The organism is Enterococcus sp. AZ078, assembly GCF_051714985.1.
Lineage (GTDB): Bacteria > Bacillota > Bacilli > Lactobacillales > Enterococcaceae > Enterococcus_B > Enterococcus_B hirae.
Genome location: NZ_JBIOSW010000001.1, coordinates 748,487 through 760,990 on the forward strand (window position 1 = coordinate 748,487; position 12,504 = coordinate 760,990).

The 12,504-nt window shown below is 36.6% G+C and carries 14 protein-coding genes; 9 read left to right on the plus strand and 5 right to left on the minus strand.

What is annotated here, in order from left to right; genetic code table 11:
- The first annotated feature begins 40 nt into the window (after positions 1–40).
- The 4 genes from IGJ18_RS03615 to IGJ18_RS03630 all read left to right on the plus strand — a co-directional run bounded on the left by IGJ18_RS03615 (position 41) and on the right by IGJ18_RS03630 (position 3,822).
- Entirely contained in the window at positions 41–559 is a 519-nt protein-coding gene (locus tag IGJ18_RS03615) for a hypothetical protein (RefSeq protein ID WP_010719875.1), read from the plus strand.
- A gap of 77 nt (positions 560–636) precedes the next feature.
- Positions 637–816, plus strand: coding sequence for a hypothetical protein (locus IGJ18_RS03620; RefSeq protein WP_010738307.1), 180 nt, complete (start codon positions 637–639; stop codon positions 814–816).
- A gap of 52 nt (positions 817–868) precedes the next feature.
- Positions 869–1,432 carry a GNAT family N-acetyltransferase gene (locus tag IGJ18_RS03625; protein ID WP_010719873.1) on the plus strand — a complete coding sequence of 188 codons (564 nt, stop codon included), beginning with the start codon at positions 869–871 and terminating at the stop codon, positions 1,430–1,432.
- A gap of 287 nt (positions 1,433–1,719) precedes the next feature.
- On the plus strand, positions 1,720–3,822 hold the full coding sequence (locus IGJ18_RS03630) for a collagen-binding domain-containing protein (RefSeq protein ID WP_438842904.1): 2,103 nt from the start codon (positions 1,720–1,722) through the stop codon (positions 3,820–3,822).
- 165 nt (positions 3,823–3,987) lie between these two features.
- Here the strand turns inward: IGJ18_RS03630 and IGJ18_RS03635 are convergent, their stop codons facing one another.
- Both IGJ18_RS03635 and IGJ18_RS03640 read right to left on the minus strand, forming a co-directional pair.
- Complete coding sequence (locus IGJ18_RS03635) at positions 3,988–4,503, minus strand: LURP-one-related/scramblase family protein (protein WP_010719869.1); 516 nt, start codon at positions 4,501–4,503, stop codon at positions 3,988–3,990.
- A gap of 23 nt (positions 4,504–4,526) precedes the next feature.
- Positions 4,527–5,396: a Cof-type HAD-IIB family hydrolase gene (locus IGJ18_RS03640; RefSeq protein ID WP_438842905.1), complete on the minus strand. Its 870-nt coding sequence runs from the start codon at positions 5,394–5,396 to the stop codon at positions 4,527–4,529.
- Positions 5,397–5,520: 124 nt separating this feature from the next.
- Between IGJ18_RS03640 and IGJ18_RS03645 the strand changes: the two genes are divergently transcribed.
- The 4 genes from IGJ18_RS03645 (at position 5,521) to IGJ18_RS03660 (ending at position 8,583) form a co-directional block, all read left to right on the plus strand.
- Complete coding sequence (locus IGJ18_RS03645) at positions 5,521–6,201, plus strand: uracil-DNA glycosylase (RefSeq protein WP_438842906.1); 681 nt, start codon at positions 5,521–5,523, stop codon at positions 6,199–6,201.
- Positions 6,202–6,353: 152 nt separating this feature from the next.
- On the plus strand, positions 6,354–7,334 hold the full coding sequence (gene pta / locus IGJ18_RS03650; protein WP_010719866.1) for a phosphate acetyltransferase: 981 nt from the start codon (positions 6,354–6,356) through the stop codon (positions 7,332–7,334).
- A 258-nt stretch (positions 7,335–7,592) separates the two neighbouring features.
- Positions 7,593–8,066 carry a tRNA (adenosine(37)-N6)-threonylcarbamoyltransferase complex ATPase subunit type 1 TsaE gene (gene tsaE / locus IGJ18_RS03655; RefSeq protein ID WP_438842907.1) on the plus strand — a complete coding sequence of 158 codons (474 nt, stop codon included), beginning with the start codon at positions 7,593–7,595 and terminating at the stop codon, positions 8,064–8,066.
- Entirely contained in the window at positions 8,059–8,583 is a 525-nt protein-coding gene (locus IGJ18_RS03660) for a GNAT family N-acetyltransferase (RefSeq protein ID WP_438842908.1), read from the plus strand. The genes tsaE and IGJ18_RS03660 overlap by 8 nt, the downstream gene beginning before the upstream one ends.
- 97 nt (positions 8,584–8,680) lie before the next feature.
- Here IGJ18_RS03660 and IGJ18_RS03665 read toward each other — a convergent pair whose 3' ends face one another.
- From IGJ18_RS03665 to IGJ18_RS03675, 3 genes are all read right to left on the minus strand, one after another.
- On the minus strand, positions 8,681–9,760 hold the full coding sequence (locus tag IGJ18_RS03665; RefSeq protein ID WP_409534501.1) for a hypothetical protein: 1,080 nt from the start codon (positions 9,758–9,760) through the stop codon (positions 8,681–8,683).
- Positions 9,761–9,956: 196 nt separating this feature from the next.
- On the minus strand, positions 9,957–10,490 hold the full coding sequence (locus IGJ18_RS03670; RefSeq protein ID WP_010719861.1) for a 3'-5' exonuclease: 534 nt from the start codon (positions 10,488–10,490) through the stop codon (positions 9,957–9,959).
- A 191-nt stretch (positions 10,491–10,681) separates the two neighbouring features.
- Positions 10,682–11,434, minus strand: a complete 753-nt coding sequence (locus IGJ18_RS03675) for an exodeoxyribonuclease III (RefSeq protein ID WP_010738301.1) — start codon at positions 11,432–11,434, stop codon at positions 10,682–10,684.
- A gap of 114 nt (positions 11,435–11,548) precedes the next feature.
- Here IGJ18_RS03675 and IGJ18_RS03680 point away from each other — a divergent pair, with 114 nt between their 5' ends.
- Positions 11,549–12,469: a Gfo/Idh/MocA family protein gene (locus IGJ18_RS03680; RefSeq protein ID WP_081127858.1), complete on the plus strand. Its 921-nt coding sequence runs from the start codon at positions 11,549–11,551 to the stop codon at positions 12,467–12,469.
- The last annotated feature ends 35 nt before the right edge of the window (positions 12,470–12,504 follow it).

Consider the following 12,504-nt stretch of genomic DNA (forward strand, 5'->3'; position numbering starts at 1 on the left):
ATCTTGATATGCTAGTAAAAAAAGGAAAAGGGAGACACTGATGAAGATGAAAAAAATTTTATTTGGGTCAGCTATTCTCATACTTATTGGGCTAACGGCTTCGTTAGGATTATTGACTGCTACGTTTCGTTATGATGATATTAGTGAACAAGAATATCAAATCTCACTGAAAAAAGCAGTGGGAATCTTTAAAAAAGAAACAAATAAAACAAAAGTTCAGATGGTTCAGTTTGTACCAAAAGAGGATGTCCAACAACAAACAAACAATACCTTTCAATATCTTTTCGTAGATTCTGAACAAACGCTTGTTGTCAATCCTACAACCGGAAAGCCAGCTGTTCGTTCGAGTAAATTAGCTGAAAACCAACCATTCTTTGACATCAAAAAGATCTACTCAAGCAAATCTCCTCAAAAGGCAATGAAAGAAGCTGTTAAACAAAGTGGAAAGCGCAATGCTAAAGTAAGAAGTTGGGTTTTGCTAATGAAAAGCGACAAATTATACTATGAGATCAAATTAGCAGAGGATAATGAAGAATCTGTTTTGTTGATTCGTGCCTAAAAATCAATAGCTATCATTTTTCTTTTTTACAATATAAGAGTAAGCTAAATGTGTAAAAAAGAAAGGAAGTCATTGCTATGGAAAAGATGAAATGCCCAAATTGCGGGAAAAAGTTTACTTATGAAGAAGTCAACAATGTAGTTGAACATGTTGATAAAGAAATGCCGATCGTTTGTCCTTATTGCCGGACAGAAGCTGCTCGCATCGTTTCACATGGTTATTTTGTTACCCAAAAAATCGAGGATTATTTAAAATAACTCTTTTGATCTTTATTTTTCAGTGATAGAATGAAAAAAAGGAGAGAATGAAATGATTCGTTTTGCAAAAAAAGAGGATGCTCAAGAGATTGCTCCGCTTATTTTAGTTATTTTAAATGATATGGAATTACCTTTTTTACAAAAGTATGGGAAAGAAAAAACAATTGAAATCTTAGAAGAAGCCATTATGGATCCCGATTATCGTTACAGTTATACAAGAGGAATTGTTGAAGAAATTGATGGCAAGATAGCTGGTGTAGCATTTGGCTACACAGATGAAGAAGAGCCATTTATCGATAAACCCTTAGAAGTAATTTTAGAAAAACATGGAATTACAGATAAGGAACAATTATTTGTAGATCAAGAAACATTTCCTAAAGAATGGTATTTGGATTCCATTTCCGTTTCGGAAGCTTTTAGAGGACAAGGAATAGGTTCACACTTACTTGAAGCTTTACCTAAATTAGCTAAAAAAACTGGGCGAAATGTTATTGGTTTAAGTGTAGATGAACAGAATCCTAACGCCAAAAGATTGTATGAACGTCACGGATTTAAAGTAGTAGGTAAAAGGAAAATCAGTGATCATCTTTATGATCACATGCAAAAGGAAATTTAATGGTTTCTTAATTAAATCAAACTTATTATTTTTTAATAAAGACATTTAAATTGTTGTAACTATTATTTGATAAAATGTTGAGTGAAAACAAGGTTTTTCACTCTTTTTTTTGTTTTGTTTTCATAAATGTCAGTTGTATATATTAAATGATAGTTGTTATAATCTCTTTTTTATGAAAATATTTTTCATTTATTTTCAATTATTCTGTAATGACGGGTCTTTTTTTAAGTATTAAAATATGCTCTATCGCTCGTCACTGGGCTTGGAGACAGGAAAGGACCGTTGAAATGTTAAGAAGTAAAATTGGGAATATATTTGGTGTTATGCTATTATTTTTAAATCTCTTTGTTGCTCTACCTGCAATAGCGGAAACTTATACGCCTCAAGATTCTGGTAGCATCTATGATGATTTAACTGGTGATTATGGAATATTAGGGATTGCTTCTCAATTCCATATATTCGCAAAAGAAAAAACGACGATAAACGCGCATACAAATGGTAATGTTGCAACAAAAGAGCTAGATGCAAACAATAATTTTGGGACAGATATCATCACAGGTGATCTCCAACTAGAAATTAACTATGTTCAAGCAACTGATTCTTTGATTGGCTCATCCTTTACTTCGGGAGATAGTAACCGAGTAAATAAATTTGTTGTAGGTTCTTCAATTAGTACAGGGATCGAAAATGATCGGGCAGTGGTGAATGGCTCAAGGATCGACCATTTATCTGCTTCAGAACTTTATCAAGATCGCCCTGGGAATACTTATATTGATTTTGACACGGAATTTGCAAAATTAGAAGGAGCTTCGGAAAGTTTGATGTCGATTACTCCTGCTAAAACCTATCTTTCAAGTGATTTTCCTGATATGAATAATCGAACGATTGATGTAACAGGAATGGGAAGTTCAGATGTTGTAATCATCAATGTGGATGCTTCAGTGTTATCAATGAATACACCACTGAATATTGTAAATTCTGAAAATAAAATTTTGGTTATGAATGTCATCAATGCACCAACTGATTTCACGATCCAGTCACAAATTCATTACAATAATCGAGCAAATCATGAAACGGAAGATTTTTCTGACGCAAATATTTCATGGAATTTCCCAAGTAATGTAACGAACTTGGCGATAAATGCACCTTTTCAAGGTACCATTATTGCGCCACGAGCAGATGTCACAGCCAATCAAAATATGGATGGAACAATCATCGGAAAAAATGTTACGCTAAATGCAGCAACCAATCGTTGGGACCCTAACGAAATTTTCCTTGCTGATAATCCAGATAATTCTGGATCAAGCGATAGCAGTACGGACACGACAAGCAGTGACAGCAGTACCGACACAACAAGCAGTGATAGCAGTACAGATACCACAAGCAGTGATAGCAGTACAGATACCACAAGCAGTGATAGCAGTACAGATACCACAAGCAGTGATAGCAGTACGGATACGACAAGTAGTGATAGCAGTACCGACACAACAAGCAGTGATAGCAGTACAGATACCACAAGCAGTGATAGCAGTACAGATACCACAAGCAGTGATAGCAGTACCGACACAACAAGCAGTGATAGCAGTACAGATACCACAAGCAGTGATAGCAGTACGGACACGACAAGCAGTGATAGTAGTACGGATACGACAAGCAGTGACAGGAGTACGGACACGACAAGCAGTGACAGCAGTACAGATACCACAAGCAGTGACAGTAGTACTAACCCAACAAGTGGTGACAGTGATACCGATACGACAAGCAGTGATAGCAGTACGGATACGACAAGCAGTGACAGTAGCACTAACCCAACAAGTGGTGACAGTGATACCGATACGACAAGCAGTGACAGCAGTACGGACACAACAAGCAGTGATAGTAGTACGGATACGACAAGCAGTGACAGTAGCACTAACCCAACAAGTGGTGACAGTGATACCGATACGACAAGCAGTGACAGCAGTACGGACACAACAAGCAGTGATAGTAGTACGGATACGACAAGTGGTGACAGCAGTAGCAACCCAACAAATGGTAATAGTGATACTGACACGCCAACTCCATTTCATATTGATCCAAGTATGAGCGGAGAGGATACCAATCAGGTGTATCCTAATAATAATGATAAAACTAATCAATCAAATGGAATGAATAGCACCATCCCACAACAAGGGAAGGGTACTGATTTAGATAGAAATGAGTTTAACAGTTCTACAAATGAAACAACTAACGTAACCGATGAATCTCGGTCAATGGATTTTCAAGATCAAGATTCACAAGTTTTGCCAAAAACAAATAGTGCTTCCAATAAATGGTTAGCAATTGTTGGTGGAATGATTATTGTGTTAGTTGTTATTGTGGGATTTATGAGAAGAAAGAAGCATAAATAAGAAGAATAAATAAAGGCTCATCAAGTGCTTGACTGAGCCAACTAAAAATAAGCCTTCCTACATGAAGCGTATCTGCTAAGTTCGTTTGCTCTGACTAGCGGGTCTTGTTTCCTAGAGGATGGCTTATTTTTTCTTGAAGTTATTCTGATTATAAGAAGGAGCAAGTTAATTTGTGTCTAATCGGTAAGAAAGAGGTGTATCTTTGTCATGGTTTTTACGGTATAACCAGTAGTCTAATACAGCTGCGATACAGATACAGATAGGCGCATTTTCTTCCATTGGAATATCAAGTACATAATAATCTCCAGAAAAAAGCGTTGCTTTATCCATTTTCATGATTCGTTGATTAAAATGATGGATTTGATATTGATGGTTATAGATATCTCCTTGAACTGTCCAATGAAGACGACGTACATAGTAAAAATCCCCGGGCCAGTTAAAGATTTTTTGCATCGTTCCCACTTTTTTAAAATCCTTATAAAGTTCAAAACGGGTTCCGAAAGTTAGACTCGTTTGTTTAATATGTGCCACAAGATTTCCGTTCATTGCATAAAGAGACAAAGCATCTCCTTTTGTTCCCCAACGACCAACCATTAAGAAGATGGATTTACCAGATTCATTTTTAACAACAGTCCTCGTGACACGACTGAGATGCTTTTCTTGAATGAAAAATTCTGACATCTTTCTCCCTCTTTTCTCGAAAATTATAGATTTTCGGAAATTGCCCGTAAGATTGCCTTGCCGACCCCAGACTCCAGGTTAGTATCAGTGACAAATTTTGCGTAATCTTTGACTTCGATTTCAGCATTTCCCATCGCAAAACTAACACCAGCCACTTGTAACATACTAACGTCATTAAAATTATCCCCAATCGCCATGACATCGTCTAATTCGATTCCTCGGTCATGTGCGACATGAGCCACAGCAATTCCTTTTTGGGCATTTTTGTGATTGACCTCGATATTGTTTTGACCAGACGAAGTAACAGCTAAGTCACCCAGTTCACTGATTTCTTTTCCAACTGGACCCAATACTCGCGGACCTTCCGTATGGAAACAAATCACTTTTAATACCTCTAATGTTTCGTCTTGGAGCAAGTCCCGAATACTATCAACATAATTGATATGCAAAAGTTCAAGGTTGGCTGAAGCCATCGCAATCGTCATTTTATATGTTAAATGGGGGAGATGACTACCAATCATTGAGGCAAAGCTTTCAATTCTTTTGGCTTGGCTTTCAGAATAAAGCCCTTGATTGGTCGATACTTCATAATAAATCTCATTTTGATCAAGGATATCTAAGACAGTTGCAGTTTTTAGAGTCGGTATTGGAACAGTGAACAAGGAGTTTCCTGTTTTGTCGAAAACTTGCGCACCATTTAGCGTAATCATGGCACAATCAATGCCAACTTCATCTAAAGCCGCACGTGCTTCTTGATAATTGCGACCAGTCGCAACCATAAATTCAATCCCTGCATCATTGGCAAAGCGGATCGCTTCGGCATTTTCGGGTGATATACTCATATGGGCATCTAATAAAGTACCGTCCATATCTGATGCGATTAATTTGATCATAACTCTCATCGTTCCTTTCTTTCTCTTCTTCTTAGTTTACCATATCCAGATGACACTGCGTGCGAAGATTGCCCCTTGTTAAGAAAGAATTTGTGAGTTATCCTGATTGTTGGAGGTGGAACGATTGAAAGAAATCATTCATAACAGTTGGCAAACGATTTTAACAGATGAGTTTGAAAAAGAATACTACCAAAAGTTAAGAAACTTTTTAAAAAAAGAATATACGACTCAGAAAATTCATCCAGATATGTATCATATTTATGAAGCGTTGGAATTGACTCCTTACGAAAAAGTAAAGGTTGTGATTTTAGGTCAAGACCCTTATCATGGTGTCAATCAAGCACATGGCTTATCTTTTTCTGTGCAACAAGGGGTTAAAATTCCACCATCATTAAACAATATCTATAAAGAATTGCAAAGTGATTTAGGTATTTCGCCGGTCAAACATGGCAATTTAGTTTCTTGGGCTAAGCAAGGCGTTTTACTATTAAATACGGTACTAACGGTCCGAGAAGGTCAAGCTTACTCACATCGTGGCAAAGGTTGGGAAATATTGACGGATAAAATCATTGAAAAATTAAACGAACGAGAAAAACCAATCGTTTTTATTTTATGGGGAAAACCGGCTCAAGAAAAAATGAAAATGATTGATAAAAGTCGGCATATCATTTTAACATCTGCTCATCCTAGTCCATTATCAGCTCATCGAGGATTCCTAGGCTCTAAACCTTTTTCTAAGACCAATGATGCACTGATGGCATTAGGGGAAACACCGATCGATTGGCAATTACCTGAAACAGTGTAATAAGACAGCGTTTTCCTGTTATATGTCAGGTTGTATGTTATGTGAAAGACTTCATTACTAATGGTTTTTTGACTGATACAGATAAAATAAACTGTTCTTTTTTTTAGGAATAGTGTATGATGGATACATAGAAAATATCTGGAGGTCATCTTGTGGAATTGTTTGATAGTTTGAGATTCAAAATTGTACGTCGCAGCATTAAAATCGTTTTTCCTGAAGCAACTGATGCAAGAATTTTAGGTGCAGCAGCTCGTTTGAAAGCGGAAGAATTAGTGGAACCTATTTTGATTGGTAGCGAAGAAGAAATCACAGCTGCTGCTCATGCTCGTGGAATTAAAACTTCAAGTTTTACGATCATTGATCCAAATCGTTATGATAAATGGGATGAAATGGTTGAAGCTTTTGTGGAACGTCGTAATGGAAAGGCATCCAAGGAACAAGCAGAAAGCATCTTAAAAGATGTCAATTACTTTGGTACGATGTTGACATATATGGGAATTGCTGACGGGATGGTTTCTGGTGCGATTCACTCAACTGGAGATACTGTTCGTCCAGCGTTACAAATCATCAAAACAAAACCAGGCGTCAGCCGAACAAGTGGTGCGATGATCATGGTACGTGGACGTGACCAAGAAAAATATGTCTTTTCAGATTGTGCTATCAATGTCAATCCCAATGCCCAAGAATTAGCAGAAATCGCTGTAGAATCAGCAAAGACTGCTGAATTATTCGATATTGATCCTAAAGTAGCATTAATGAGTTTTTCAACTAAAGGATCTGCGAAAGCACCAGAAGTGGATAAAGTGGTCGAAGCCACTAAAATTGCTAAAAAATTAGCGCCTCAATATGTAATTGATGGCGAATTACAATTTGATGCTTCTTATGTTCCTTCAGTGGCTCAACTAAAAGCACCTGATTCTGATGTAGCTGGCCAAGCAACTGTCTTTGTTTTCCCAGAATTGCAATCTGGAAACATTGGTTACAAAATTGCTCAACGTTTTGGTAACTTTGAAGCGATCGGACCAATCTTACAAGGATTGAATAAACCAGTTTCTGATTTATCTCGTGGAGCAAACGAAGAAGATGTGTATAAATTAGCGATCATTACTGCAGCCCAAACATTATTAGACTAAGATCTAAGACTAAATGAATAAGAGTTCATGAAAGAAGCGATCAGCTCCGAGCGTATAAGCGCTGATTTTTTTGAAACAGTTCTCATGTTTTGAAAAATTTAGACTTATTGCAAGGAGCTGATGATTGAAAAACATTTATTCATTTTGACACATATGAAAAAGCTCGGGACGACCTTTGTCCCAAGCTTTTTTTTGCTTTAAAAAATTTTCCATCCACGATATACTGTCACAAAAGGCTAGATGAAGGAGTAAGTTAGAATGATTGAATTAAGTGGTTTAGATAAGACAGAAGAATTGGCAAAAGTCATCGGTGAAGTGGCACTGCCTGGGGATAATTTAGTATTAACTGGTGACTTAGGAGCCGGAAAAACAACGCTGACCAAAGGGATTGCTCGCGGATTAGGAATCGAACAAATGATCAAGAGCCCCACTTATACAATTATTCGGGAATATGATCAAGGTAGATTGCCACTTTATCATATGGATATTTATCGTGTAGCAGCTAGCGGCGCGGATCTTGGTTTAGATGAGTATTTTGAAGGAGAGGGTTTATCTGTCATTGAATGGGGGAATCTTTTAGAAGAGGCATTACCAGAAGACTATTTGGAACTGATTTTAGAAAAAAGTGATACAGATTTAGAATATAGATATGTGAAAATGCAAGCATATGGGGAGCAAAGTGAAGCTTTCAAACAGCGGATCGTGGAACAATGGAGACAAAACAATGAGTGAAGAGATCTCATTGACCATTCGAGAAGCTCAGCCAAAGGATGCCAGTGAATTATTAGCAATGATGCAACAAGTAGAGGAAGAGACTGACTTTTTGGTTATGGATGAACAAGGAATGGAGCTAACACCTGAAGCCTTAGCTTTATCTATCGAATATCTACAAGACAGCAACAATAATCTTTTACTCTTAGCTTGTATGGGTCAAAAAATCATCGGGGTTGTTTCTGTTAAAGCAAGCGAACAATACCGCATCTCTCATGTGGGAGAAGTTGGGATCAGCATCTTAAAGGACTATTGGGGTTTGGGATTAGGAACGATGTTGCTTGAAGAAGTATTGATTTGGGTGAAAGAAAATGGTGTACTTTTTAGACTAGAACTAGATGTGCAAACTCGAAATGAACGAGCGGTTCACTTGTATCAAAAAATGGGTTTTGAAATCGAAGCGCTTATGAAAAGAGGGGCCCGAACAGATGATGGGGACTTTTTGGATGTCTATAGGATGTCTTTATTGATTGACTGATCTTAGATTTAGGAGGAACGGTCAGTCCATTCCTCCTAAATCTAAAGAGTGCAACATAGATTTTCTGAATCATTTGTTTATTTGACCCGTTAGTACTTTATCGGACAGGGTTAGCATTTTTTATTTCTATTTTTCGAAAAACAGTAGATTTTTGGATGTGCTTTGAAGCTGTAATGCACTGTTGCTTTTTTTGATAGAAATATGATTGATCATTGATTTCTCCCGTAAAAATTTGGTTGATAAAGGGATCTTTGTTAAAGCCAACGGTATAGTCATAGTTGACTTTTCTTTGCTTTTTTGTTAAATACCATGAAAATAAATGATCAAAACAATTTGAGACGCCACTGAATTTTTTTATAGTAGCTAACAAAGATTTACGAGCGGTTATAGTGGGATTGGAATTAGAATTAGAACTAACATTTTTCCAAGTGATTTTTTCATAGTATGGACCCCTCAATTTAAATATATCGTATTGACAGTGAAATAATGCTGTTTTGATAGGTGCTTTTATTGCAAGGGTAGTATCATTAGCTACTTTTTGATAGCCAGTATATACATTAAGAGGAAGTAGTTTTTTAGATATAGAGTGATCAATGATTGTCTCTAATATTTCTCTTTTTTTTATAGTTGGTAATTCTGCTTTTGTGTACTTTTTAACTTGATTGTTTAGAAGTAGTTTTTCGCAAAGAGAGGATAAATTTTCTGGCGGAATCAAGACGTAGGAGACAGGAAGTCCATCAATAGGTCTCATTTTATCAACTATTACTGCTTTATAACCAGTAGGGGCTTTATAAATCAATAATCCAGAAACGCGAAATCCATCTATTACTCCCATGTTGAGATCGATCTTCGGTTTTTTTAAAAGATAGTGAATTGGGAGAAGCATGAAATCTGTAGGGTCATCATCCCTCATAGTTTGAAGGACATTTGATAGTTCTTCACCATGTTCAAATGTGTAAAATTGCTTACTTCGTTCAAGGGACTGGATGAACTTCTCTTTTTTTGTTGTTTCAATAAAAAAATTATCGTGATCTTGTTTCAATGTTTCAATATAAATCGAAAGTAATAAAGGATAATTGGTTTTATCATCACTTGATATCCAATTAACATTATCTTTCAAGCCTAAGGTAAGTGCCCAGATGTCACAGAGACGGTGTAACTCATTAACGTATGGCATATGATACTCCTTTCACTTTTATTGAGTATAGTGTCTCATATCTTACCGTTGTATCGAGGACATCTTTTCAAATAATCAGAAAAAATTGGTGAATGGTTGGAATGAAGGGGATAAAGGTTAGAAAAGGCGATCAAAAAATCCATGGTTACCTGTAAAAAGCAACCATGGATTTTTTGTCTACCTGTTTTTTAGTAGCTCATTTTAGGGTAACTAATTTTTTCAAAGGATCTGTTCCAAAGTGTTTTTCTTGATAAAGTAAAATCTCTGCACAGGCACGACTGTCTTCTAATGCATCATGGTGATTCGCTAAAGTGATATTTAAATTTTCACAGACAGTATTCAATCGATGATTTGGCATCTCTGGAAATAAACGACGACTGGTTTTTACCGTACATAAAGATAAATAATGAGGTTGGAGCAAATTGTAATAATCTAAACAACCAGCTAGAACTTTCGTATCAAAAGCTGCGTTGTGAGCGACGACTAAGCGGTTTTTTTGGAAATAATGTTGAATCGTTTGCCAAACTTCAGGAAATTTGGGTGCGGTACGAACATCTTCTTGATGAATACCGTGAATTTGAACATTTCTCCAGAAAAAAGGTGTTTCTGGCTGGATGAGTGTGTAATATTCATCAACAATTTGGCTATTTTGGACCATAACCAATGCTAATGAACAAGCACTGTGGGATTGATGGTTGGCTGTTTCAAAGTCCATTGCAACAAAATTCATGTGCATAAAACCTCCTTAAAAAATAAACACTAACATAAAAAGTGAAGAAAAGAAAGTGATGGATATGTAAAAAAAATCAATCAAATGAAGAAAGACCACGCTCAAAAAAGAAGCATCTTTGCTGATCTTTCTTCATTCTCTTTAATAAAAATATTCAGTCCTGCCTAGGATGACGATGGCTAACAATGAGATTATTTCAAGTCTAGTTCTACGGGACAATGATCGCTTCCCATAATCGAGGTATGGATTTTTGCATCTATCAAGCGTGGCTTCAACTCGTCACTAGTTAAGAAATAGTCGATACGCCAACCTGCGTTGTTTTTTCTAGCATTGAAACGATAACTCCACCAAGAATAAATACCAGTTTGTTCAGGATAGAAATAGCGGAAGGTATCAATAAAGCCATTTGCTAACAAGTGTGAGAAGGCAGTTCGTTCTTCCATCGTAAAGCCAGCATTTTTTTGATTGGTTTTCCAATTTTTCAAATCAATTTCCTGGTGGGCAACGTTTAAGTCGCCACACACAATGACTGGTTTTTGTTTTTTTAGTTCTTCTAAGTAATGGTAAAAGGCTTCTTCCCATTGTAAACGGTAGTCCAAGCGTTTTAATTCATTTTGGGAATTAGGTGTATAACAAGTAACTAGAAAGAATTCAGGGTATTCAAGTGTGATCAAACGTCCTTCTTGATCATGTAAATCAATGCCCATTCCATAAGAGACATTTAGTGCGGGTTCTTTGGCAAAGATCGCTGTGCCTGAATAGCCTTTTCTTTCTGCATAATTCCAATATTGATGATAGCCAGGTAAGTCTAATTCGATTTGACCGGCTTGTAGTTTGGTTTCTTGAAGACAGAAAAAGTCGGCATCTAATTCATGAAAGACGTCTAAAAAATTTTTATTGACGATTGCACGTAGGCCATTCACATTCCAGGAGATAAATTTCAATTAAATACGCATCCTTTCTTTTGGATCTTAGATTAGCATTTGTGGTTCTATTGTACCTTATTTTACTAAAAAATAGTGTAAGATAAGAGTAATGAATGGATTGGAGGAACGAACATGCGAATTGGTGTGATTGGTGTGGGTAATATTGCAGAAAAAGCGTATTTACCTACTTATGCAAAAAATCAAGGAAAGATTGATTTCTACTTTGCGACTAGAAACAAAGAAACGAAAAAACGAATCCATGAAATGTATGGATTTGACCATCTATATGAATCAATTGATGAACTACTGTCTCAGGATATCAAGGCTTGTATGATTCATGCAGCCACAAAGGTACATTATGAATTAGCCAAAAAATGTCTTGAAAATCAGGTGCATGTGTATATCGATAAACCACTCAGTGTTGACCTTAATGAAATCAACGAATTACAAGAACTGGCAGATAAAAATCAAGTTGTCTTAATGGTTGGATTCAATCGACGTTTTGCTCCAATGGTCGAACGTTTGAAACAAGTCCCCGAGAAGCGGCTAATCCAGTTACAAAAAAATCGAATTGCCGCTCAGGAAACAACGGAATTTGTGATCTATGATTTGTTTTTACATCTTGTTGATACGGCGGTATATCTTTTGGACGAACCGATCTTGCGTACGAAATATCAGATCCGTGAAACAAAAGAATTTTTGGAATTTGCGGTTTTACAATTGGAAACAGCCCATCAAACAGCAATTTTAACAATGGATCTTTTAAGTGGAGCAAATAGCGAGAACTATCAGATCACTAGTAAAAGTGGCACTTATGAAGTGGCGGAATTAACGGATATGACGATCCAACGAGCATCAGGCGTCGAAATAGAAAAATTTGGCGATTGGGAAAATACATTAGTCAAACGTGGTTTTGAGCCAATGGTTCAAACATTTTTTGCAGAGATTAGCAAAGAAAAACCTTCAATGGAAGGATTGAAGCAACAAGGGATCATGCAAAGTCATGCACTTTGTGAAGAAATGCTGCGCAAACATACAAGACAACAAATGTGAGGGAAACTGGCAAGTTTGTTTTAAGCGTGATAGAA